Here is a 22,916-nt window from a genome sequence, read left to right as displayed (position 1 = left end):
GACTGACAATGAGACGGTGGCCGCAGGCCACAGCATAGATCCCGTCCGCTGGCGGGAGGCGTTCGAGGCGGCCATGGGGGCGGATCGCGGGCCGGTTTGCACGGGTGAACCCCGCCGCCGGGTGGCGGACTTGTTGCTGGCGCTGCTGTCGGGCCTGCCGAGGAAGAACTGCTGGACGATCGCGGAGTGGGCCGGGGAGGCCAGCCCGCACGGCATGCAGCATCTGCTGTGCCGGGCCGTCTGGGATGCCGATGGCGTCCGCGATGACGTGCGCGAATACGTCGTCGAGCACCTCTATGACGAGGCCGCGGTGCTGGTTGTCGACGAGACCGGTGACCTGAAGAAGGGCACCCGCACGGTCGGGGTCCAGTGCCAGTACACCGGAACGGCCGGCCGGATCGAGAACTCCCAGGTAGCCGTCTACCTCGTCTATGCGGGCGAGCGGGGGCACGCGGCGGTGGACCGTGAGCTGTACATCCCGCGCTCCTGGACGTGCGCCCCAGACCGTTGCCGGGCAGCCGGACTCGGCGAGGACACAGTCTTCGCGACCAAGCCGGACCTGGCCCGCACGATGATCGAACGGTTCCTGGAGGCCGGACACCGGGTGGGCTGGGTCACCGGGGACGAGGTCTACGGCGGCAACCCAAAACTGCGCACGGCTCTGGAGGAACGCGGCATCGGCTATGTTCTCGCGGTGGCCTGCTCGGCTGAAGTGCCCACCGGCGCGGGCACGTTCCGCGCCGAGGCCCTGGCGCGGAAGGTGCCGAAGCGGGCCTGGCAGAAGCTCTCGGCCGGGCGCGGCGCGAAGGGACAGCGGTTATACGACTGGGCCGTCATCGACCTCGCCGAGCCGGCCCCGGGCCGCCACCAGCTGCTGATCCGCCGCAACCGCAACACCGGCGAACTCGCCTACTACCGCTGCCACTCCGCCACGCTCGCCCCGGCGGAACAGCAACGGCGCCGGGCGTGGCTGACTCGGCATTGCCGAACCCCTCTGCACCTCTTGGGAGTCCCGGAGGAACTGATCGAGCTGGCGGTCCTGCACGTCACTGAGTGGGCGCTACCCCCGGACGTGCCATCGATCTCGCTGGTTGTTCAGCAACGGCCCCGGCCAAAGAGAACCGACTGACCGGGAAGCCTGAAGTTACTCCGTGATGCGCTGTTGTCCGTGCTTCAGGCAACTGAGTCCGCGTGCCTAACGCCCACGAACGGCAGGCCCAGGAATGCGCACGGCCACGGGGGTCGCTGCTGGTGTGGCAGTGCAGGGCGGGCATGGCGGCCAGGTCAGGCCGCAGGCTTCCAGCGTGCCCATGACTACATCCACGAGGCCGCCCGACTTGCGAGCTGACTCCAGAACAGGTGGCGTACGGCTACTCGCACCACCGTCTCCAGATAGCCTTGCCCGCGTTCAGCGTCTCGTCCGCGCGGTGTGCGAAGTCCTGGGTCGGCTTGCGCCTGACCTGGTTCCCCGTTCAGGGCGACGGCCGGTGCGCCTGAGCACGGTCACTGCCCGTCGCCGTGATCCTCGCTGCGACGTTCGGTAGCGAGGCGTCAGGACGCTGACATGCCGGCGTCGATCTTGTGCTCCGCGCCGGTGATGTAGGAGGACTCGTCGGATGCCAGGAACAGCACCAGCGAGGACACCTCGTCCGCCTCCGCGAGCCGGCCCAGGAAGATCTGTGCCAGCGCGTCACCGCCTTCCTCGTCGGTCGCCTCAACCATCATCGGCGTGTTGATGAAGCCGGGGTGCACGGAGTTCACGCGAATGTTGTCGCGCCCGTACTCCTGGGCGGTCGCCTTCGTCATCCCCCGGGTCGCGAACTTGCTGGCCACGTAGGCGAGGCTCGGGAATCCGTAGTTGGCCCGCAGGCCCGCCAGGGACGAGATGTTCACGATCGACCCGATACCCGCGCGCTGCATCGACGGGATGACCGCCTTCATCCCCAGGAACTGGGAGTGCTGGTTGATGGCACAGACTTTGAGGTAGTCGTCTTCGTCGAGGTCCGCCGTCTTGGCGATCGGCCCCAGGATGCCCGCGTTGTTCACGAGTACGGTGACGTCACCGAACGCCGTCTCGGTCTCCTCCACGACGCGCCGCCAGTCTTCGGCCTTCGTGACGTCCTGCACCGTGTACCGGGCGTTGTCCCCGAGTTCTTCGGCGAGCTCACGGATGGCGGCCTCGTTGACGTCGGTGAGAGTGACCTTCGCTCCCTCCTTGATGAAGCGGCGGGCGTGCGAGGCACCCATCCCCCGGCCCGCTCCGGTGATGATCGCGACCTTGTTGTCCAGACGGGCCATGGCAGGGACTCCTTCGTCCTATGGGGCACCCGGCTTTCGGGACCTAGTCCCAAAATACACCCGGAGGGTGTGCGTCGGATCAGGACAGGTCCCTTCCGTTGAGCAGCGTCTGGAAAGCGTCGGTGACCGGGCGCAGGGCGTCGTCCAGTTCGCCGAAGTCGACCGGCTCGTCCCTGGTGGTCCAACGCCTGAGCACCGCGACGTAGGCGGCCTGCACGGCGCCGCCGATCGCAGCCGGGACGGGAGCGCCCGCGTCGAGTCCGGTGCGCTCCGCCGCGTAGCGGCTCACCGTCTCGGCCCATACGCGCCAGTGCGCGGCGGTCTCCGCGGCGAGCGCGGGGTCCCGGTCCAGCACGCGGAAGCGGTCGAGCCATGATTCCGGCGCCGCCGCCTGGGACAGGCGTGTCGACCGCACGACCGCCGATCGCACGGCCGCCATGACGGGTGCGTCGTCGGCGTCCTGCAGGGCCGACCGCAGTCGCTCGACGGCGCGGTCGAACTCACCCCACACGATGCCCGCCTTGGATCCGAAGTAGCGGAACAGCGTCGAGCGGCCGACACCGCCGGCGGTCATGATGGCCTGGAGTGTCGTGGCCTCGTAGCCGTCGCGGAGCAACAGCTCGAAGGCGATCTCCTCAAGGGCTTCGCGGGTCGAGGCCGGCGGTCGGCCGCGGCGCGTACGGGGGCTTGTCATCGTCCGAGCGTAGAGGAGTATTTTTGGTACCAGGTATCAGTAATGAGTCAGGAGCAGACGATGCGTGCATGGCAGTTCACGGAAGTCGGGAAACCCCTCACCATGAGCGAGGTGCCGGCACCGGCACCAGCCGCCGACGAGCTCGTCGTCCACGTCCGCGCCGCCGGACTCTGTCACAGCGACATCGGATTCCTGGACGGCACGCTGACGCCGCTGCTCCCGTTCCGGCCCATCACGCTGGGTCACGAGATCGCGGGCATCGTGTCCGCCGTGGGACCTGATGTGACCGAGTTCTTTGTGGGTCAGAAGGTCGTCATTCCGGCAGCCATCGAAGGGCCGGGAACATCGCTGAACGGTGGGTTCGCGGACGAGGTCGTCGTCCCTGAACGACTCGTCGTCGCGTTGCCCGATGGCGTGCCGTTCGATCAGGCGGCAGCCGCCACCGACGCAGGTCTGACCTCGTACCACGCGGTCTCCGTGCAGGGGCGCGTCTCCCCGGGCGCCCGCGTCGGCATCATCGGCCTCGGCGGGCTCGGTTCGCTCGGCGCGCAGACCGCGCTCGCACTCGGTGCCAGGGTGTTCGTCGCTGAGAAGAACGAGCGCGTGCACGACTTCGCCCGCTCGCTCGGTGCCGAAAGCGTCGCGAGCGACATCACCGACTTCGTCGGCGAGGGACTCGACGTGGTCATCGACTTCGCCGGGTTCGGGACGACCACCGACGGTGCGATCCATTCCGTCCGCCGCGGCGGACGGATCGTCCAGGTCGGCCTCGGTCGCGCGCGCGGCGAGATCGACCTCCAGGCGCTCACGCTCAACGAGGTGGAGCTCGTCGGCTCGCAGGCCGGGACGAAGGAGGACTGCGTCGCCGTGCTGGATCTCGTCGCCGAAGGCAGGTTGTCCTCGCGCATCACCGAGATCGGGTTCGAGGAGATCGCTGACGGAATCGGCCGCCTTGAGCGGGGAGAAGTGATGGGACGACTGGTCGCCGCGTTCGGATGACGTGCTCCGCGCGGGATGGTCACCCCGGAACTGCCCGGAAACGGCAGGAGCCCTCGTGCTGGGCGGGGCAGATCATCGTCGGGGCTGCCCGGGGCACGCCTTCGGGTAAGAATTCCACCGGCACCCGGCGGAGGTTGGCCGATCCTCACCGAGGATCGTCGATCCTCCGGGAACCCCGGCGCAGTAACCGATCACGGTGCTGAGCGACCAAGATCAACGGCCTGGCGTCAACCGCCGTCCCGCTGTTCCAGCCGCCGCCAGTTGCATCGGATGCGAATACCCTTCCGACTTCCCGACCTGCCCGGCGGCCTGCGGCGTCTGCGTGACAAGGATGCTGCAGCTGATCCGGCCTGACCACCTGGCGGGAAGCGCGATGACCTCGGGGCGCAGCGTGACGAGGGGGCGAACGGACTCTGGACTACGTATAGCGCCGATAGATTAGGGATGGGCTTCCAGGGTGATTGTATGTATCATCGCTATATGGCGAAGGAAGCTTCATCGGCTCAGCGAACCCGTGCGCTGATCATCAACGCGGCCGCCGATCTTCTGGCGGCATCGGCCAGTGGGGAGTTCTCGACCCGTGAGGTGTGTGTCGCGGCCGGCGTTGCGGCGCCCACCCTGTACCACCACTTCGGCGACAAGGACGGACTGCTGCGAGAGGTGGCGGCGGACAGGTTCAGCCGCTACCTGAGCCGTAAGCAGGCCCTGGCGACGACCGGGGATCCGGTGGAGGACTTTCTCCGCGGCTGGGACATGCACGTGGAGTTCGGGGTAACCAACCCTGCGCTCTACGCCATCATGTACGGCCGCCTGATGGACGGCCCTACAGCTCCGGCGGAGCACGCCCATGCCGTTCTCGTGACGATGATGCGCGACCTGGAGCGAGCCGGACGACTGCGCATGCCGGCCGGGACGGCCGCGGACATGGTGGCCTCGGCCGCGGTAGGGGTCACTTTGCATCTGATCCGCACCCGCGCGGCGGCCGACGACCATCTGTCAGCCCTCGTGCGTGACGCCGTCACCGCGGCTGTCATCAGCCCGCCGGCCGTCCCTGGGGCGGCTTCGGTGACGCCGCAGCTTGTGCGAGCTGCCGAGCAACTGGAAGCGGAGCTGCCACATGGCTCCGTCGGCACGCTCCGTGCCTCGGAAGCCACGCTGTTGCGCGAATGGCTGGCCCAGCTGTCCCTCCCCGGCCCCACGGCAGGCGGTGACCCGTCCTGACAGTGGCCTCCAGAGCGACTGGCCACACCACTGGCAGGTCCCCTCGACCTGCGGACCCCACACGAATGAGGTGTACATGAGCGCCATCCAGCACCAGCACCAGGTCTTCAGCGAAGAGGCGATCCAGAGCATCCTGGACGGCATCGCGCAAGGCTTCGGTCACCCCATGCGCTCGCCGATCCTCAAGACCCCGGGCGACCACGGCCTGGCCTTCCAGGAGGTGTCTTTCCCCTCCATGGACGGCGTTCCGCTTGAGGCCTGGTACATCCCCTGCGATGGATCGGACAAGCTGATCATCGCTAACCATCCCCTGTGGTTCAGCCGCTACGGCTTTCCCGCCCACCTGGAGCCGTGGAAGTCGATCGGCGCGAGCACCGGCAACGACTTCGAGGTCGACTTCGTTCCCGATTACCGCATCCTGCACGAGGCCGGATACAACGTCCTCACCTACGACATGCGCAACTTCGGCCACAGCGGAACCGGCAACGGCGGCATCGGCAGCGGTGGCCGCTTCGAAGCCCGCGACGTCGTCGGCTCGCTGCAGTACGTGCGCGGCCGCGAAGATCTCAAGGACATGACCGTCGGCCTGTTCAGCCGCTGCCAGGGCTCGAACGCGACCATGTTCGCCATGCAGATGTACCCCGAGCACTTCGAAGGCGTGCGCTGCGTCGTTTCCCCGCAGCCACTGTCGGTCGGCGTGACCATGCAGCGCACCCTGGAGATGCTGGGCCTGCCCGAGCGCATCGCCGAGCTGGAGGAAAAGGTCCGCCGGATCGTCAGCTTCTCTTTCCCCGAGATGTCGCCGGTCGAGGCTGCCAAGAGTGTCACCATCCCCACCTTCCTCTACCAGGTCCACGATGACCTGATGACTCGCCCCGACGATGTTCAGGCGATGTTCGACAACATCCCGATCGAAGACAAGAAACTCGTCTGGGTCCACGGAACCACCGCCCGCTGGGACGGCTACCTGCACTTCCAGCGCGAGCCCGAGGAAATGCTGGACTGGTTCGCCACCCACATGAAGTAGCCCCAGCCCCTCCATCGGCCGCATCAGAAAGCGGCGGGCCGCGCCGGTACGGTCTTGGCCCGGGCCGACCGCGACGACCCCCGGCCGGCCGAGCGCTGGGACCTGGTCGCGTACGGCATCGAGCTGGGCACCGGCTGCTCCGAACTCGCGGACACGGTCGAACGGCGCCGCCGGCTCACCGTCGGCGGCGCCCTGGACGAGGACTTCCTCGCCGCCCTGGAGCGCGGGATGACCCCCACCGGCGGGCTCGGCCTCGGGGTGGACCGGCTGCTGATGCTGCTCACCGGGAAGCCGCTGCGCGGAACTCTGCCGTTCGCCGGGCGGCGGGTGAGCCTGTGGGCAGGAAACGATCAACGGCTGCCGCGACCAGGCTCTCCTGCTGGAGGCCGGCGGCGCGCCGATGTGCATCCGGGAAAAGATCGGTCCTGCCCTATGTCATTGGACCGATGACGACACGCCCCATCCCCACGCCCGTTGATGTCTACCAAGCCCACGCGATGACTCGCCTCGTGATTACGGCAGCCCTGTGTGACGCCGTCATACTGGCGATCGGAATCCAGCTCGGCTACACCAACCTGCAGATGTACGCCGTGCTGTTCGCCGAGATGTTCCTGCTCGGAGGCGGGATCGCCGGGCTGCTCCTCCGCAGTCCGATTCTCCTCTACACGGCAGCCGGCACGAGCTTCGTGCTGATCGGTGCTCACTGGCTCAGCTGATCCGCCGCGGCAGCGCACACCCGCACCCTGGCCCCGCGTCGCCGGGAAGGGCAGCCGTGCGCGGCCATGGACATCGCGTCGGTCAACCAGCTCGTCTGCACCGCCGCCCACGCCGACGTACCCGGCGACCGGCCCCCACCCTGGTCGATGTCCGCCTCCGGCGGGACCCGAATTGCTCAACTTCGCACGTCGGCACCTGCTGCCGCCCACTTGGAGAATGGCCGCCGCAGCCGTCCGCACCCGCCGCAGCCGATCTCGACGCGATCAGGTGGATGCTTCGCCGATACCTTCCGGTGCCGTGCGGGCTGCGGCGCGTGTCTGGGCGTATGCACGGCCACTACCAGCCGATCATGGCCGTGCCGTCGATGAGCGTCGGGCAGTGGTCCGAGTGCGGATGCGGTGTCCGGTACGTCCCACGCTGGGCTGCCGTCACCCTTCCGCAAGCGGGTGCCCGGAGTTCGGGAGCGCGACCGGCGGCACACGGCCCACCCGACCAGGCACGCCAAGGAGCGATCCAGTCGGGCGGGGCGCATTTGGTGCTCCGGCGCGAATGCCAAGCCCAGGCTCTCGCCGTCCGGTGGACGATGGACGCCGCCGAACCACTCCTCCTGGGAGATCCGTCTGACGTCGGCTCCGGGCTACGCTCGCTGCACCACTTGCCGCCGCCCTCCACCGGCCCCGTGAGCCGTCCGAACTGGCTGACCGGCGCGACGCGTATGCCTACGGCCGATTCTTCTACCGCCAGGGCCCCCGCTCCCTCATACTCAAGGACCGCCGTGACCCCTCTGATTCTGCCCGCTTCACCCTTGACCATCCCGAGTTGCAAGCCGCGTTCCACGCCCACCACGCTGGACGACATGAGCGGTAGACAACTGGAAGCCGTGGCGATACTGGCCGAAGAGCGGATCGTGCTCATCACCGGCCGGTGGGCCGTCACGGTGCCACCTCGCATCCGCCACTGGCCCGTGCCCCATACCGGAATGTCATGTGACTGAGACTCCAGAACGCGCGGAATCCGCGACCGCCGGACCCATGGCTTCCGGTTCTCCCTCCAACGCAAGCCCGGAGACCGGGGCCCCGGCCGCCACTTCGCTACGGCGACACCGCTCGTTCCTGCTGCTCGCCGCTGAACAAGCGGCCAGTTCGGTGGGGCGGCAGGTGACCGCGCTGGCACTGCCGCTGCTGGCGATCACCGAGCTGAAGGCTGGTCCGTTCGGTGCCTCGGCCTTGATGGCGCTGACCTATGTGCCGGGCATTGTGCTGAGTCCGTACATCGGGGTGGCCGTGGACCGGGCTCGGCTGCGCATGATGCTGGCCCTGTTGACCGCCTTTCAGGTCTTGGTGATCGGCAGTGTGCCTCTGGCCTTCGTGTGGGACGCACTCACGTGGTTGCACCTCTTCGCCGTAGCCGGCGTATCCGGCGCCCTGACCGCCACGATCTCTGTCGCTCTCCAATCGGCGCTGCCCCGGGTGATACGCCGCGAGCAACTCATGGCGGCCAACTCGGTCATGACCGGGGCCAGGACAGCGGGGATGATCGGCGGACCCGCGCTGGGCGGGGTCCTGATCGGCATCACCGACCCCGCGTCCGCGCTGCTCGTGGAGTGCGTGGCCTACGCGCTCGGGGTGCTGCTGTTTCTCGGTCTGCCCGCCGCCCTCAACACCCCTGCTGTCGCCGACGCCGCTGGGGGTTCCCGGATGGAGGCCCTTCGGGAAGGGCTGGCGGTGCTGCGCCGGGAGACGTTGCTCCACCGGCAGGCGATCGCCGCCGCGGGTCTCAACCTCGGCGGGGGAGCCTCAGGAGCACTATTCATTCTGTACGCGACACAGGAACTGGCCTTGTCTCCGTGGCAACTCGGAACGGTGTACACGGCCTACTCCGTCGCCATGGGCGTGGGCGTCCTCATCGCGACACCCATCGCCAAAGCGCTCGGCCTGGGCCGTACCACCCAGTGGTGCGCGGCGGGCGCCGCCGGGGCTCTGTTCCTTATCCCTGCCGCTTCCCTGGGGTTGGCCTTCCCCATCCTGCTGCTCTACGAGGTGCTGTTCGGGCTTCTCGCCACGGTCTGGATCATCGCCATGACCACCGCACGGCAGCTGGTCACTCCCACGCATCTGCTGGGCCGCGTGAACGCGTTTCTACAGGCGGTGCTCACCTCGACGCTGCCGATCGGTGCTCTGGTGGGCGGTGCGCTGGCCGCGTGGGCCGGGATCGTGCCCGTCCTGATCGGCGCCGCGGCTGTGGCACTGAGCGGCGCGGTGAGCCTGTGGTTCCCCCACAGACTGCACACACAGGTGGACCGGGCAACAGCAGCGGAACCCTCGTCCGCGCCGGCATGACCCGTATTCAACGGCGAACGAGAGGACGGCATGACACACGATCGGAAACCGTGCTCATAACGGGAGCCAGCAGCGGTATCGGCGAAGCGACCGCGTATCGCATGGCGCGCGCGGGATACGACCTGGTCCTCGTCACGCGCCGAGCGGACCGTCGGACCGAAACGAAGTCCCTGGTGATCTCCTCGGCGGATGGGATCGCTGCATTTCGCAGCTCGGGCATCCTGAACCTGCCGCATTGCCGGACCTGAGTTGTCTCTGGGAAGCGATGGTCAGTTGGCGACGGTGAGGACGAGCTTGCCGCGGGTGCGGCCTGCCTCGCCGTGTGCGTGGGCTGTGCCGGCCTGCTCCAGCGGGAAGGTCTCCTCCACCTCGACGGCGACTTCGCCCTCGTCGATCAGGTCTGCGATCACGGCCAGCGCCGCGCCGTCCGGCTCGACCAGGTACGGGGTGACGCGCACGCCGTCTGCCTCGGCGGCCCGGGCCAGTTCCGGGGCGACACCGGGGACGGCGACCAGCAGGCCGCCGGGACGCAGGACCTTCAGCGAGCGGGTGCTGGTCTGGTCATGGGCGTCGCCCACCAGGTCGATGACGACATCGATGTCCTTGACGACGTCCTCGAAGCGGGTGGTGGTGTAGTCGATGGTCTCGGCGGCGCCGAGTTCCTTGAGCCAGGGGTGGCGGGCGGCGCTGGCGGTGGCGATCACGTGGGCGCCCAGGTGCCGGGCGAACTGCACCGCGAAGTGACCCACTCCGCCGGCGGCGGCCGTGATCAGGACGCGCTGGCCGGCCTGGACGTGGGCGGTGTCGACCACGGTCTGCCAGGCGGTCAGCGCCGCCAGCGGCACGGCGGCCGCGTGCACGTGGTCGAGGGTGGCCGGCTTGCGGGCCCACTGGCGGGCCGGGGCGGTGACGTACTCGGCGTAGCCGCCGGCGGTGCGCGGGAACCACGGCATGCCGTACACCTCGTCGCCGGTCTTCAGGGTGGTGACGCCGAAGCCGACCTGCTCGACGACACCGGACACGTCCCAGCCCAGGGTCAGTGGGAGCGTGTGCAGCCCCGCTATGCCCTGGCCCTCGCGGGTCTTCCAGTCCACCGGGTTGATCCCGGCGGCGTGCACCCGTACCAGCACCTCAGTCGGCAGCGGCTCGGGGCGCGCGGCCTGCTCGACGGTCAGTACCTCCGGCCCGCCGAACTCCCTGATGGTGACTGCCCGCATCGTGTGCTCACCCATGGCGTCCTCATCTCATGTCGTCTCACTGTTTTTTCAGCGGGACCGGGCCCCGCTGAAAGAAACAGTGCCGTGTGGCAGCAGAGGCGGGTGAGGGGCCAGGAGGACATCTGTCGCACCATTCCGGCCATGGCGCAACGTGTTGTCGTTCTCGCCCTCGACGGAGACCTGCAACTGGACCTGGGCATCGCGGCCCGGGTGTTCAACGAGGCCGGTGAACCGGATGGGACCCGTCTGTACTCCGTCAGTACCTGTTCCCTCGGCGGCCGGCCGGCGCGCACGCACGAGGACTGCCGGATCGTCGTCGACCACGACGAGTCTGCGCCGGAGAGTGCGGACACCGTCGTTCTGGCCACGCAGGCGCCCGGCGAGCAGCTGCTCGCGACCGGCGCGCTCCCCGGGGCGCACCGGAGCCGACGACCGCACGGTGACCGGGTCCCGGTAGCTAGCGGTTGGGTCCGCTCCGGGGCCGGCTCATATGGGCCGACAGGGGCCCGGTGCCTTCGGCTGAACCCCCCATACTCCCCAGCCGTGATCCGGGTGGGCAGCCGGGGAGGACGGGCCGACGGAGCACCCTGGATCCCCAGACCGGACGGCCCGATAGCCTGGGGGAATGCTCCGCGAAACGTTCGCCACCCGCTATGTCACCCCCTTGCGGGAGGGGGGATCGCTGCCCGGGATCGTCGAGGCCGACGACCTGGGGACGTATGTCATGAAGTTCACCGGCGCCGGCCAGGGCCGCAAGACGCTGGTCGCCGAGGTGATCTGCGGCGAGCTGGCCCGCCGGCTCGGGCTGCGGGTGCCCGAGCTGGTGCGCATGGAGCTGGATCCGGTGATCGGGCGCGCCGAACCCGACCAGGAGGTCCAGGAACTGCTGAAGGCCAGCGGCGGACTCAACCTCGGCATGGACTTCCTGCCCGGGTCGCTCGGCTTCGACCCGCTCGCCTACCGGGTGGACCCGGCCGAGGCCGGCCGGGTGGTGTGGTTCGACGCCCTCATCGGCAACGTCGACCGTTCCTGGCGCAACCCCAACCTCCTGGTGTGGCACGGCGACCTGTGGCTGATCGACCACGGCGCCGCCCTGATCTGGCACCACAACTGGCCCACCGCGAGCGCCTGGGCCGAGCGCCCCTACGACGCCTCCGACCACGCCCTGGCCCCGTTCGGGCCGCGCGTCGCCGAGGCCGCCGCCGCGCTCGCCCCGCGGGTGACCGTCGAACTGCTGGCCGAGGTCACCGCCCTGGTCCCCGACGCCTGGCTGGCCGGGGAGCCCGGTTTCGACACCCCCGACGCGGTGCGCGCCGCCTACGGCGAGGTGCTGGCCGCCCGGGCCCGTAGCATCCATGAACACATCACCGTGGGGCCGCCCACCGCCGACAAGCCCTCCCAGGCACCCGGCTGGCTGACCGGCGGCCTGCCCCTCACCACCCACAGCACCCAGGACGATGCCCGATGAACCACACCCCGGCGCGGCAGCGCGAGGTCTTCGAGTACGCGCTGCTGCGGGTCGTGCCCCGGGTGGAACGCGGTGAGTGCGTCAACGCCGGTGTGCTGCTGTACTCCCAGGCCCATTCCTTCCTGGCCGCCCGTACCCATCTGGACCCGCGGCGGCTGCGTGCCCTGGACCCGGACGTCGACCTGACCGGGGTACAGGCGGCGTTGCGGGCCGCCGAGCGGGTCTGCGACGGGGGCAGCAGCGCGGGGCAGGCGGCCGGGGACGGCCCGGGCCGGCGGTTCCGCTGGCTGGTCGCGCCGCGCAGCACCGTCGTCCAGCCGGGGCCCGTGCACAGCGGGCTGACGGCCGACCCGGCGGCCGAACTGGAACGGCTGCTGGCGACGCTGGTGCGCTGAACACCGGCGACACGCCGTTGACAGGCAGGTGGCCGACTTCTAGCGTCGCCTCGGCCACCACTCGACGGCGAGGAGACGCAGCATGTCCACCACTCAGCAGCGGGTCGCGATCGTCACCGGAGCGGCCAGGGGCATCGGCGCCGCCACCGCGCTGCGGCTCGCCGCCCAGGGCCGCGCCGTCGGGGTACTCGACCTGGACCCCGACGCCTGCCGGGAGACGGTGGAGAAGATCACCGCCGGCGGCGGCACCGCGCTCGCCGTCGGCTGCGACGTCTCGGACACCGACCAGGTGCGGGACGCCGTGCGGCAGGTGGCGGCCGAACTCGGCCCGCCGCTGGTACTGGTCAACAACGCCGGGGTGCTGCGCGACAACCTGCTGTTCAAGATGGACGAGACTGACTGGGACACCGTCATCGGCGTCCATCTGCGCGGCGCCTTCCTCATGGCGCGGGCCTGCCAGTCGTACATGGTGGAGGCGGGCTTCGGGCGGATCGTCAGCCTCTCCTCGTCCTCGGCGCTCGGCAACCGCGGCCAGGCCAACTACGCCGCCGCCAAGGCCGGGCTCCAGGGCTTCACCAAGACCCTCGCCAAGGAACTGGGCAAGTTCGGCATCACCGCGAACGCGGTGGCGCCCGGCTTCATCGTCACCGACATGACCGCCGCCACCGCCGCCCGGGTCGGCGTCGGCTTCGACGACTTCCAGGAGGCGGCGGCCGCGAAGACGGCGGTGGGGAGGGTCGGCGCCCCCGAGGACGTGGCCCGCGCCATCGCCTTCTTCACCGCGGACGAGGCCGGATTCGTCTCGGGACAGGTGCTGTACGTGGCGGGCGGGCCGCTGAACTGAGCCGGGCGGGCCGCCGGTTGTCAGTGCCACCGGGTACGTTCGTGCCCGAACCCACTCTTGGCGCACCATCGGAGGTCGCGACGTGATCGGCATGCTGCCCGCATCCTGGCAGGGCCCGCTCGGCGAGGAACTCGGCAAGCCCTACTTCAAGGAGCTCACCGAGTTCGTCGAGGAGGAGCGGGCCCGGGGGCCGGTGTTCCCGCCCCGCGAGGAGGTCTTCGCGGCACTGGAGGCCACCCCGTACGACCGGGTGAAGGTGCTGATCCTGGGCCAGGACCCGTACCACGGGAAGGGCCAGGGGCACGGGCTGTGCTTCTCGGTCCGCCCCGGGGTGAAGACTCCGCCCTCGCTGCGCAACATCTACAAGGAGATGCACAGCGAATTGGGCCTCCCCATCCCCGACAACGGCTATCTGATGCCGTGGGCCCAGCAGGGCGTGCTGCTGCTCAACGCGGTGCTGACGGTGCGCGAGGGCGAGGCCAACTCACACAAGGGCAAAGGCTGGGAGACCTTCACGGACGCGGTGATCCGCGCCGTCGACGCCCGTCCCGACCCCGCCGTCTTCGTGCTGTGGGGGAACTACGCCAAGAAGAAACTGCCCCTGATCGACACCGAGCGGCACGTCGTGGTGCAGGGTGCGCACCCCTCCCCGCTGTCCGCCAAGAAGTTCTACGGCTCCCGTCCCTTCACCCAGATCAACGAGGCCGTCGCCGCGCAGGGCCACACGCCGATCGACTGGCGCATCCCGGACCTGGCGGCGTCCGCCTCCTGACCGGGGAGCCCGGGAAAACCCTTCGACACGCCCGGCCCCAACGGGCCACGATGGTGCACATGTTCCGGCAGACCTTCCTCGCAGCGCCGTCCGCAGCAGCGGACGCGCCGAAGGCTGCCGTCTTCCCGCACGCCGCAGACGGCGCCCGACGCTGACCCTCCCCGGATCGCACCGCGGACCCCGCAGGGGGAGGGTCGGTGGGATCCAGGGGGTTCGCGCGCCGGCCGGGACGGTCCCCGGCCGGCGCCGCACCGGCGCAGCCGTGAAGGAAGAAAACATGCCCAAGCAGGCATACGTTCGCACCAAGCCCCACCTCAACATCGGCACCATGGGCCACGTCGACCACGGCAAGACGACGCTGACCGCCGCCATCACCAAGGTCCTCAGCGACCGCGGCACCGGCACCTTCGTGCCCTTCGACCGCATCGACAAGGCCCCGGAGGAGGCGGCCCGGGGCATCACCATCACGATCTCGCACATCGAGTACGAGACGCAGACCCGGCACTACGCCCACGTCGACATGCCCGGGCACGCCGACTTCATCAAGAACATGATCACCGGTGCCGCCCAGCTGGACGGCGCGATCCTGGTCGTCTCGGCGGTGGACGGCGTCATGCCGCAGACCGCCGAGCACGTGCTGCTCGCCAAGCAGGTCGGCGTCGAGCACATCGTGGTGGCCATGACCATGGCCGACATGGGCGACCCGGAGCTGATGGACCTGGTGGAGCTGGAGGTGCGCGAACTGCTCACCGCGCAGGGATACGCGGGGGAGTCGCTGCCGGTGGTCCGGGTCTCCGGGCTCGGCGCGCTGCGCGGCGAGCCACGCTGGAGCGGCGCGATCGAGGCACTGCTGGACGCGGTCGACACGTACGTGCCGGTGCCCGAGCGGTACGTGGACGCGCCGTTCCTGCTGCCGGTGGAGAACGTGCTGACCATCACCGGGCGCGGCACGGTGGTCACCGGCGCCGTCGAGCGCGGCACGGTGCGCGTCGGTGACCGCGTGCTGTTGGTGGGCGGGGCGGGCACCGAGACGGTGGTCACCGGCCTGGAGACCTTCGGCAAGCCGATGACCGAGGCGCAGGCCGGCGACAACGTGGCGCTGCTGCTGCGCGGGGTGGCCCGCGACGCGGTACGGCGCGGCGACATCGTGGCCCTGCCCGGCAGCGTCGCCCCGCGCCGCGTCTTCACCGCGGAGACGTACCTGCTCTCCGCGGCGGAGGGCGGCCGGCGCACGGGCGTGGCCAGCGGCTACCGGCCGCAGTTCTACATCCGCACGGCGGACGTCGTCGGTGACATCACCCTGCCCGACGGTGGGACGGCGCTGCCGGGGGACGCCGTCACCATGACGGTCGAACTGGGGCACGCCGTACCGCTGGAGCCGGGTCTCGGCTTCGCGATCCGCGAGGGCGGCCGCACGGTGGGCGCCGGACGGGTGACGGCGGTCGACGACGCCTGAGCGGCGCGGCGGGCGGCTCCCCGGGGCCGCCCGCCGCAGGCCGCGGCCGGCCCGGGTCGTGGCCCGGGCCGGCCGGGGGACAATGTCCGGGTGAGCGAGGACGAGGCGATACCGGTGATCCGGCCGGTGGCATACGGCACCGCCCGGCTGCTGCCCGACATCGACCGGGACGGCGCCTGGCTGCTGACCGTGGACGGGGCCCCGCAGTCCTACGTCGACCTGCGCGACCCCACCCACCTGGAGTTCGAGTACACCCGCCGGATCGGCCATGTCCTGGACACCACGGCCCCGGCCGGCGACCCGCTCGACCTGCTGCACCTGGGCGGTGGCGCGCTCACCCTGCCCCGGTACGCCGCCGCCACCCGCCCCGGCTCCCGGCAGCGCGTCGTGGACGCGGACGGCCCGCTGGCCGCGCTGATCGCCGAGCGGCTCCCGGTGCCACCGGCCGAGCCCATCGAGACGCGGGTGGCGGACGCCCGGGAGGAGCTGGAGGCGGCGCCGGCCGGTGCGTACGATCTCGTGATCGCCGACGTCTTCGACCGCTCCCGCATTCCCGGGCCGATGACCACCGCTAGCTGCGCCCACGCGGCGGCCCGCGCGCTGCGGCCGGGCGGCTGTTACGCCGTCAATCTCGCGGATGCCGCGCCCTTCGGCTTTCTGCGCTCCCAACTCGCCAATCTCGCCGACGCCTTCGAGCAGCTGTGCCTGGTCGCCGAGCCCTCCGTCCTGCGCGGCCGGCGGTTCGGCAACGTGCTGCTGCTCGCCTCCCGTGCCGCGCCCCTGCCACCCGAGGGCCTGGCCCGCCGGGTGGCCGCCGACCCGTTCCCGGCCCGTGTGGTGCACGGCGCCGAGCTGACCCGGCTCACCGGCGACGCCCGCCCCGTACCGGAGGACGCCGCCCGTCCCTCCCCACCGCCGCCCGCCGGGGCGTTCGGCGTCGGCTGAGCCGCGCCCGCCCGCCCCGGCGGGCGGCGGCCTCAGTCCACCGCGTACGGCCGCAGGCTGTTCATCATCGCGTCGATCGTCTCCTGGGTGGGCTCCTCGGGGTACCCGGTGTCCATCACCAGGACCCAGGTGGCCAGATCGCCCTCGGCGTCGATGTAGGAGAACGTGATCGCCTTGCCGCCCCCGGGGCCCTCGCACGCCGCGTCCGGGTCCGGCGGCACGTCGGTGACCGTGGCTGTCACCGTGTACCCGGTGATGCCGTGCTCGCTGGTGAACGGCTCCGGTTCCGAGGTGGTGAAGGTGCCCTGCTGCTCCTGGTCGTAGGCGGCCAGTACCCAGTTCTTCGCCTCATTGGTGGCGGCTTCCTCGATGCCCGAGGCGCCCTGGCCCGCCTTGGTGCCGGCCAGCGCGCGGGAGGTGGCGTTTTCCGCCTCGGCGCACCAGCCGTACATGTACTCCACCGGTCCCGACATGGCGACCAGCACGTCCTGCGGATCGGCGCCCTCCCGGGAGTCGTTGTAGCCGACCAGGGTGTCCTCGGAGTTGGTCTGCCACTCCGGCGGCACGTCGAACGCGTTGTGCTTGTCCGCGTTGGTCTGCACCCGCCAGTCCGGGGCGACTACCGGGTCCGGGACGGTGACCACCGAACGCCTCGGGTCATCGGGGGCGGGACGGGCGCCCGTGGTGCTCTCCCCTTCGGTGGGGGTCGGCGCGGCGGACGGCTGCCCGTCGCCGTCGCGCAGCACCAGCACCGTGGTGACCACGGCCGCCGCTGCCACGACGGCCGTCGCGACGACGGCGATCGCCGCCTTCGACCGGCCCCCGCCCCCGCCGCCGGGCGGCTGGGTGAGCGCGGTGGGCGCGTACGGCCCCGGTGGCCCCTGCGTCGGCTGGTACCTCCCGTACGGGTAAGGGGGGTGCGTGGGATGCCCGCCCTGCTGCTGGTACGGACCGTTCACCGCGGAAGGTCGGCCGTCCCCCGGCTGCTGTTCTCCTGGCCTCATGGAACAGGAGAATAGAGAAGAACTATCCGGAGGCCAGCAGCAGTGTCCCGGTCATCGCGAGCCCCGCCCCCGCCGCCTGGATCAGCCGCAGCCGCTCCCGCAGGACACCGCGCGCCGCCAGCGCGCAGATGAGCGGGTCGAGTGAGGCCAGCACGGCGGCGATCGTCACCGGGCCGATGGAGGCGGCCAGCGCGTACGTGGCGTTGCCCGCGAGATCCGCCACCCCGACGAAGGCCAGCGCCGGCAGCGTCCCCGCCAGGGCCCGCCGCCCGCCCTTAGGCAGCACCGGGGCGCCGCGCCGCGCCGCCGCGAACAGCGCCCCGCCGCCCACCGCCACACTGCACAGCCGCTGCACGAACAGGGCGAGCAGCAGCCCGCGCACGGTGGTCGCCGACTGCACGATGAGCACCAGCACCGCCCCGAACCCGGCCGCCGCCACCAGCGCCAGCGCGACGGTGCGGCGCTGGAGGGCGGCGCCGCGCAGCTGCGGTCCACCGGCCAGCAGCACGCCGATCACGGCGATGCCGATGCCCGCGTACTGCAGCGGCTGCGGCCGTTCGCCGAGCACCAGCGCCACCGTGATGGGTACCGCGACGGCGGTCGCCACCAGCGGGGAGACCACGCCCATCGGGCCGCGCGCCAGCGCCCGGTAGTAGCACAGCACCGCGCCCGGCCCGATCAGCCCGGCCGCCACCGCGCACCACAGCCGGGGCCCGGCCTCGCTCCAGGCCCCGGTGGCGACGACGATCGTGCCGAGCGTCACCGTGGCCAGGCTCTGCGAGACCACCATCACGGTGAGCGCCGGGGTACGCCGGGACAGCAGCCCGCCGCCGAAGTCGGCCAGCCCCCACAGCAGACTGGTCACCAGGGCCAGGGCTACCATTGAGTACCTCGCAGTACAGTGCGTTGGACGAAGAGGGAACGCCGTACTCTAGCGCACTTCATTGCACTGTGGCGTACAGAATATGTGACCCCTGCGGAGAGGCCGCCCGTGACCGACCTCGATCAGCTCACCCAGTCCCTCGCCCGCAACCTGCGCCGGCTGCGCACCGAACGCGGCTTCACCCTGGACGGGCTCGCCGCCAGGGCCGGCATCAGCCGGGGGATGCTCATCCAGATCGAGCAGGCCAGGACGAACCCCAGCGTCGGCACGGTGGTGAAGGTCGGCGACGCGCTGGGGGTGAGCATCACGACGCTGCTGGACTTCGATCAGACCCCCTCCGTACGGCTGGTGCCCCCGGACCGGGCGATCCGGCTGTGGTCCACCGAGGCCGGCAGCCACAGCACGCTGCTGGCCGGCACCGAGGCGCCGGGGCCGCTGGAGCTGTGGCGCTGGCGGCTGATGCCGGGGGAGAGTCACGTCTCGGACCCGCACCCGCCGGGCAGCACCGAACTGGTGCACGTGACGACCGGAGTTCTCACCATCCGGCTGGACGGCGTGGACCATGACGTGCCCGCCCAGGTGTCCGCCTCGTACGAGGCCCACGTGGCGCACAGCTACCGCAACGAAGGGCAGGAGCCCGTCGAGTTCATGATGGCCGCCTCGGTGCCGTCCGCGAACGGCTGACTTGTTACGGTGCCGCCATGCGCGCCCCCATCGGAACATTCGACGAAGCCCGTCCCGCCATCGAGTGCCTGGACCTGCTGCCCGCGCCGGTCGGCGCCGCCCTGCGGGCCTGGTCGGGGCCGGTGCCCGTCGAGCAGGTGCTGTTCGTGGACAGCGACCCGGAGAAGGCCGACACCGCGGTCTTCGTGGCCGCCTACGGCGCGGACCTGGAGCAGGCCTCGGCCAACTGCGTCGTGATCGCCGGGAAGCGGGGCGGGGAGACCGCGCTCGCCGCCGCCCTGGTGCCCGCCACCACCCGGGTCGACGTCAACGGGGTGGTGCGCCGCCTGCTGGGTGCCCGCAAGGCGTCGTTCGCGCCGATGGAGCAGGCCGTGGAGGCCAGCGGCATGGAGTACGGCGGCATCACGCCCATCGGGCTGCCGGCGGGCTGGCCGCTGCTGGTGGACACGGCCGCCGTCGAGCTGCCCTGGGCGCTGATCGGCAGCGGCCACCGGCGCGGCAAGATCATCCTGCCGGGCAAGGCGCTCGGCTCCCTGCCCGGTGTGACGGTGGTGGAAGGGCTCGGCCGCTGATCCGCCCGGCTCATCCCTGCCGCAGCTGATCGCGCAGCGCCCGGGCCACCTGGCCCATCAGTGCCTCGGCCTCCGGCTGCCGGCCCGCCGGAACCTGTGACTCGGTGAGCGCGGTCACCGCGAACGCCTGACCGTCGGCGTGCTCGACCACGCCCGTCTCGTGCCGCAGGTTCAGCAGGGTGCCCGTCTTGGAGGACCACACGGTGGCGTCCGAGCTGAAGTCGGGGGCCAGCCGCTGCCGCAGCAGATTGGCCCCCATCAGCTCCCGTACCCGCGTCGCGATCCCCGGGTCGATCGCCGAGGGGGTCCACAGCGCCTGGAGCAGTTCGGTGAAGGCCCGGGCGGTGCCGGTGTTGGCGCGGGCGATGTCCAGCTGCCACACCGGGTGGCCCCGGCCGCTGGTGCTGGCGCCGATCGCCAGGGAGTGCGCGAGGTGGGCGTCCGCCGGATGGAGCCGGTCCACCGGGGTGTCCTCCAGGTCGCCCATCGGGTGCCGCACGAAGACGCCGTCCAGGCCGAGTTCGTCCAGGATCCGGGCGACCGCGGCGGGCGGGGTGAGCGCGAACAGCGCGTCGGCCGAGGTGCTGTCGCTGATGGAGACGCCCAGGTAGAGCAGGTCGTCGACGGCCATCCGGGCCGGGTGCCGGAACCGGCTCAGCCCGGTCGGTCCCGGCGCGGCGACGCGGCCGGGCGCCACCTCGATCTGCCGGGCGGGGTCCAGCTCGCCGCGCCGTACCCGCTCCAGGGTCGCGATGGCCAGCGGGATCTTCACCAGGGAGGCGATCGGGAATTCGAGATCGGGGTCGATGCCCAGCTCGTCACCGGTGGCCAGATCGCGCACCAGGAACGAGCCGCGCAGCCCGCCGTCCCGCAGCGTCGCGCGCAACTCCCGCAGCAGACGGTCCTCGCTCATCATGCGGCCGTGCCCGCCCCCGTTTCCGTTCCCGGTCCTGTCCGTGCCGGCGCCCCGGCCCGCGGGCCGCTCCCGCCCTGCGGTTCGGCGCCCAGGCAGCGGGCGATGCCGTCGCCCAGCAGTTCCCTGATCCGCTCGGCGTCCGCGCGTACGGCGGCGGCCACGGCGAAGCCGCGCACCGGCCGCAGTTCGCCGAGCGGGCGCCAGTGCAGGCCCAGCTCCGCCGCCTGTGCCCGCGAGCACAGCAGCAGGTCCCGTGAGCACAGCACCTCGGCGGCGGCCGCGGCCGGTGAACCGGCCGACATGAGCTGGGCCGGCCGCAGCCCCACCGCGTCGCGCAGCCGGGCCAGCGGGTCGCGGATGTGCGGCACCTCGTCCTCCGGCTGGAGCCACACCCGGCGCGGCGGGTCGCGGTCGGTGCGCCCGGCACGCAGCGTCTCCAGATGGATCCGGGCCCCGGCGGGTTCGGTCGCCCCGGCCAGGCCCAGCGGAACGGTCCACACCGCCTCGCTCTCCGGCACCGCGACCAGGGCCGCGCGCACCTCCTGGACCCGCACCCGCTCGGCGCGCTCGGCGGGCGGCAGCGGCCGGGGCTCCAGGATCAGCTCGTGGCGCCGGGCGTCGGCGATGAGCCGGGCCAGCGCACCGGGCGGGCAGCCGTCCGGGAGGGCCAGCCGGAACGGGCGGCGCTTGGCGGTCTCCGCCTCGTGCTCCAGCAGTTCGGCCAGCTGGACCAGCCGGCGGGCGTGCGGCAGCAGATCGCGGCCGAAGGGGGTGAGCGTCGCGCGGCGTGCCGAGCGTTCCAGCAGGGGTTCGCCCAGATGCTTCTCCAGCGCGGCGATCCGGCGGCTGGCCACCGACTGGGCCATCCGGGCGGCCGCCGCGCCGACCGTGAAACTGCCGCGTTCGCTCACCTTCACGAAGGCGCGGCAGGCACCGACCAGATCCATGGCCGCGAGCCTATGCCACTTCGGCATGGAACCGCGCATCCGGGTCTTGGACGGCATGGGCGGCCGGGCGGGAGGGTGATCACGCGGGCGGGGACCGTCCCCGGTCCGTGCGTGAAGGGGAGCGAAGATGCGGGTGCACAGGCGAGTGGGCGGCAGGTTCCTGGCGGGGGCACTGGGGGCGCTGGTGCTGGTGCCGCTGGTGGGCTGCGGCGGCGCGGACCAGGGCGGTACGGCGGACGGCGAGGGCGGGCGGACGGCGGGCGAGTCCGTTGCGGACGCGGACCTCGCCCAGGACCCGGAGGAGGATTTCGCCCGTCTGGAGGAGGAGTACGACGTACGGCTGGGTGTGTACGCGCTGGACACCGGCAGCGGCGAGGAGATCGGCTACCGGGAGGACGAGCGGTTCGCGTACGCCTCCACCTTCAAGGCGCTGCTGTGCGGGGCCGTGCTGGAGGAGTACGGCCTGGCGGGCATGGACGAGGTGATCCCGTACGGAGAGGAGGACCTGGTCCCCAACTCGCCGGTGACGGAGGAGAACCTGCCCGAAGGGGGGATGAGCATGTCGGACCTGTGCGACGCCACCGTCCGCTACAGCGACAACACCGCCGCGAACCTGCTCTGGGACACCATCGGCGGCCCGGCCGGCCTTCAGGAGCGGCTGGTCGGGCTGGGCGACGACACGACCCGGATGAACCGCTACGAGCCGGAGCTGAACGAGGCCGTGCCCGGGGATGAGCGGGACACGTCCACCCCGCGCGTCTTCGCCGCGAACCTGGGCGCCTACGTGCTGGGCGAGGTGCTGCCGGAGCCGGAGCGCGCGCAGCTGAGCGAGTGGCTGATCACCAACACCACCGGGGACGAGCTGATCCGGGCGGGCGTCGGTGAGGGCTGGACCGTGGGCGACAAGACCGGCGCGGGCGGCTACGGCGGCCGCAACGACATCGCGGTGCTGTGGCCGGAGGACGGCGGCGAGCCGCTGCTGCTCGCGGTCTACTCCACCCGGGAGGAGGAGGACGCGGAGTTCGACAACGCGCTCATCGCCGAAGCGGCCTCGGTGGCGGTCGGGGCGCTGGACAGCTCCCGGTAACGGGAAGACAGCGTCCTAGCTCGGCAGCCGGGGGATCTCGATCGCCGGGCAGCGGTCCATCACCATGTCGAGACCGGCCGCCCGGGTGCGTTCCCGGGCGGCCTCGTCGACCACGCCGAGCTGGAACCACACCGCCTTGGCCCCGATGGCCACCGCTTCGTCGGCGACCGCCCCGGCGAGTGCGCTGTTGACGAAGACGTCCACCACATCCACCGGGAACGGGATCTCGGCGAGCGAGGCGTAGCCGCGCTCGCCGTGCACCGTCTCCGCCTTGGGGTGGACGGGCACGACCCGTTTGCCGAACCGCTGGAGCACGGCGGCGACCCCGTACGCGGCGCGGCGCTCGTTGTTGGACAGCCCCACGACCGCCCAGGTGTCGCCGGTCTCGGTGAGGATGCGTCGTACGGTGTCCGTTTCGGTGTCCATGCCTG

At 71.2% G+C, this 22,916-nt stretch carries 23 protein-coding genes and 2 pseudogenes; 17 read left to right on the top strand and 8 right to left on the bottom strand.

Features of this window, described 5'->3' with window-relative positions; genetic code table 11:
* Nucleotides 1–38: 38 nt before the first annotated feature.
* Nucleotides 39–943: pseudogene (locus H7827_RS01140) on the top strand (IS701 family transposase); the annotation flags it as partial.
* 608 nt (nucleotides 944–1,551) lie between these two features.
* Here the strand turns inward: H7827_RS01140 and H7827_RS01135 are convergent.
* On the bottom strand, nucleotides 1,552–2,298 hold the full coding sequence (locus H7827_RS01135) for an SDR family NAD(P)-dependent oxidoreductase (RefSeq protein WP_432741870.1): 747 nt from the start codon (nucleotides 2,296–2,298) through the stop codon (nucleotides 1,552–1,554).
* Between the two features lie 79 nt (nucleotides 2,299–2,377).
* A complete protein-coding gene (locus H7827_RS01130; protein ID WP_386539971.1) occupies nucleotides 2,378–2,992 on the bottom strand; it encodes a TetR family transcriptional regulator in 615 nt (204 codons plus the stop codon).
* Between the two features lie 42 nt (nucleotides 2,993–3,034).
* Between H7827_RS01130 and H7827_RS01125 the strand changes: the two genes are divergently transcribed.
* From H7827_RS01125 to H7827_RS01095, 7 genes and pseudogenes are all read left to right on the top strand, one after another.
* Complete coding sequence (locus H7827_RS01125; protein WP_432741868.1) at nucleotides 3,035–3,991, top strand: zinc-binding dehydrogenase; 957 nt, start codon at nucleotides 3,035–3,037, stop codon at nucleotides 3,989–3,991.
* Between the two features lie 480 nt (nucleotides 3,992–4,471).
* Nucleotides 4,472–5,212: a TetR/AcrR family transcriptional regulator gene (locus H7827_RS01120; RefSeq protein WP_432741866.1), complete on the top strand. Its 741-nt coding sequence runs from the start codon at nucleotides 4,472–4,474 to the stop codon at nucleotides 5,210–5,212.
* 76 nt (nucleotides 5,213–5,288) lie between these two features.
* Nucleotides 5,289–6,239, top strand: a complete 951-nt coding sequence (locus tag H7827_RS01115) for an alpha/beta hydrolase family protein (RefSeq protein ID WP_432741864.1) — start codon at nucleotides 5,289–5,291, stop codon at nucleotides 6,237–6,239.
* A 54-nt stretch (nucleotides 6,240–6,293) separates the two neighbouring features.
* Nucleotides 6,294–6,554, top strand: a pseudogene (locus H7827_RS01110) (amino acid--tRNA ligase-related protein); the annotation flags it as partial.
* Between the two features lie 131 nt (nucleotides 6,555–6,685).
* Nucleotides 6,686–6,955, top strand: a complete 270-nt coding sequence (locus H7827_RS01105) for a hypothetical protein (RefSeq protein WP_432741862.1) — start codon at nucleotides 6,686–6,688, stop codon at nucleotides 6,953–6,955.
* 1,032 nt (nucleotides 6,956–7,987) lie between these two features.
* Nucleotides 7,988–9,295, top strand: coding sequence for an MFS transporter (locus tag H7827_RS01100; RefSeq protein ID WP_432741860.1), 1,308 nt, complete (start codon nucleotides 7,988–7,990; stop codon nucleotides 9,293–9,295).
* Nucleotides 9,292–9,543, top strand: coding sequence for an SDR family NAD(P)-dependent oxidoreductase (locus tag H7827_RS01095; protein ID WP_432741858.1), 252 nt, complete (start codon nucleotides 9,292–9,294; stop codon nucleotides 9,541–9,543). Before H7827_RS01100 ends, H7827_RS01095 begins: the two co-directional genes overlap by 4 nt.
* Before the next feature lie 21 nt (nucleotides 9,544–9,564).
* On the opposite strand, the gene H7827_RS01090 is transcribed toward H7827_RS01095, so the two are convergent.
* Nucleotides 9,565–10,527, bottom strand: coding sequence for an NADP-dependent oxidoreductase (locus tag H7827_RS01090; protein WP_432741856.1), 963 nt, complete (start codon nucleotides 10,525–10,527; stop codon nucleotides 9,565–9,567).
* Nucleotides 10,528–11,137: 610 nt separating this feature from the next.
* Between H7827_RS01090 and H7827_RS01085 the strand changes: the two genes are divergently transcribed.
* The 6 genes from H7827_RS01085 to H7827_RS01060 all read left to right on the top strand — a co-directional run bounded on the left by H7827_RS01085 (nucleotide 11,138) and on the right by H7827_RS01060 (nucleotide 16,392).
* The gene (locus H7827_RS01085) at nucleotides 11,138–11,980 is read left to right on the top strand and encodes a HipA family kinase (RefSeq protein WP_432741854.1); all 843 of its coding nucleotides are present in this window, start codon (nucleotides 11,138–11,140) and stop codon (nucleotides 11,978–11,980) included.
* Nucleotides 11,977–12,375 (top strand): DUF3037 domain-containing protein, encoded by a 399-nt coding sequence (locus tag H7827_RS01080; RefSeq protein ID WP_030737596.1) that lies wholly within the window; start codon nucleotides 11,977–11,979, stop codon nucleotides 12,373–12,375. Before H7827_RS01085 ends, H7827_RS01080 begins: the two co-directional genes overlap by 4 nt.
* Nucleotides 12,376–12,457: 82 nt before the next feature.
* A complete protein-coding gene (gene fabG, locus H7827_RS01075; protein ID WP_386539983.1) occupies nucleotides 12,458–13,219 on the top strand; it encodes a 3-oxoacyl-ACP reductase FabG in 762 nt (253 codons plus the stop codon).
* Between the two features lie 91 nt (nucleotides 13,220–13,310).
* Entirely contained in the window at nucleotides 13,311–13,991 is a 681-nt protein-coding gene (locus H7827_RS01070; RefSeq protein ID WP_030737601.1) for a uracil-DNA glycosylase, read from the top strand.
* Nucleotides 13,992–14,268: 277 nt separating this feature from the next.
* Nucleotides 14,269–15,447, top strand: a complete 1,179-nt coding sequence (gene tuf, locus H7827_RS01065; protein WP_432741851.1) for an elongation factor Tu — start codon at nucleotides 14,269–14,271, stop codon at nucleotides 15,445–15,447.
* Between the two features lie 90 nt (nucleotides 15,448–15,537).
* A complete protein-coding gene (locus H7827_RS01060; RefSeq protein WP_432741849.1) occupies nucleotides 15,538–16,392 on the top strand; it encodes a spermidine synthase in 855 nt (284 codons plus the stop codon).
* Nucleotides 16,393–16,424: 32 nt separating this feature from the next.
* Here the strand turns inward: H7827_RS01060 and H7827_RS01055 are convergent, their stop codons facing one another.
* Nucleotides 16,425–17,396: a hypothetical protein gene (locus tag H7827_RS01055; protein ID WP_432741847.1), complete on the bottom strand. Its 972-nt coding sequence runs from the start codon at nucleotides 17,394–17,396 to the stop codon at nucleotides 16,425–16,427.
* 22 nt (nucleotides 17,397–17,418) lie between these two features.
* Nucleotides 17,419–18,279 carry an EamA family transporter gene (locus H7827_RS01050; protein ID WP_432741845.1) on the bottom strand — a complete coding sequence of 287 codons (861 nt, stop codon included), beginning with the start codon at nucleotides 18,277–18,279 and terminating at the stop codon, nucleotides 17,419–17,421.
* A gap of 108 nt (nucleotides 18,280–18,387) precedes the next feature.
* On the opposite strand from H7827_RS01050, the gene H7827_RS01045 reads away from it, so the two are divergent.
* A complete protein-coding gene (locus H7827_RS01045) occupies nucleotides 18,388–18,963 on the top strand; it encodes a helix-turn-helix domain-containing protein (RefSeq protein ID WP_030737612.1) in 576 nt (191 codons plus the stop codon).
* Nucleotides 18,964–18,980: 17 nt separating this feature from the next.
* On the top strand, nucleotides 18,981–19,535 hold the full coding sequence (locus tag H7827_RS01040; protein WP_432741842.1) for a YbaK/EbsC family protein: 555 nt from the start codon (nucleotides 18,981–18,983) through the stop codon (nucleotides 19,533–19,535).
* A gap of 10 nt (nucleotides 19,536–19,545) precedes the next feature.
* On the opposite strand, the gene H7827_RS01035 is transcribed toward H7827_RS01040, so the two are convergent.
* Nucleotides 19,546–20,448: a serine hydrolase gene (locus H7827_RS01035; RefSeq protein ID WP_432741840.1), complete on the bottom strand. Its 903-nt coding sequence runs from the start codon at nucleotides 20,446–20,448 to the stop codon at nucleotides 19,546–19,548.
* Nucleotides 20,448–21,398: a LysR family transcriptional regulator gene (locus tag H7827_RS01030; RefSeq protein ID WP_432741838.1), complete on the bottom strand. Its 951-nt coding sequence runs from the start codon at nucleotides 21,396–21,398 to the stop codon at nucleotides 20,448–20,450. Before H7827_RS01030 ends, H7827_RS01035 begins: the two co-directional genes overlap by 1 nt.
* Nucleotides 21,399–21,525: 127 nt before the next feature.
* Here H7827_RS01030 and bla point away from each other — a divergent pair, with 127 nt between their 5' ends.
* Nucleotides 21,526–22,485 (top strand): class A beta-lactamase, encoded by a 960-nt coding sequence (gene bla, locus H7827_RS01025; protein WP_432741836.1) that lies wholly within the window; start codon nucleotides 21,526–21,528, stop codon nucleotides 22,483–22,485.
* A gap of 15 nt (nucleotides 22,486–22,500) precedes the next feature.
* Here bla and H7827_RS01020 read toward each other — a convergent pair whose 3' ends face one another.
* Nucleotides 22,501–22,911: a CoA-binding protein gene (locus H7827_RS01020; protein ID WP_030737629.1), complete on the bottom strand. Its 411-nt coding sequence runs from the start codon at nucleotides 22,909–22,911 to the stop codon at nucleotides 22,501–22,503.
* Between the last annotated feature and the right edge of the window lie 5 nt (nucleotides 22,912–22,916).

Source organism: Streptomyces sp. JH002, from assembly GCF_050916115.1.
In the GTDB taxonomy this organism is placed as follows: Bacteria; Actinomycetota; Actinomycetes; order Streptomycetales; family Streptomycetaceae; genus Streptomyces; species Streptomyces xiamenensis.
The sequence above is the reverse complement of the archived record's forward strand: the minus strand, read 5'-3'. Positions and strand labels throughout refer to the sequence as shown.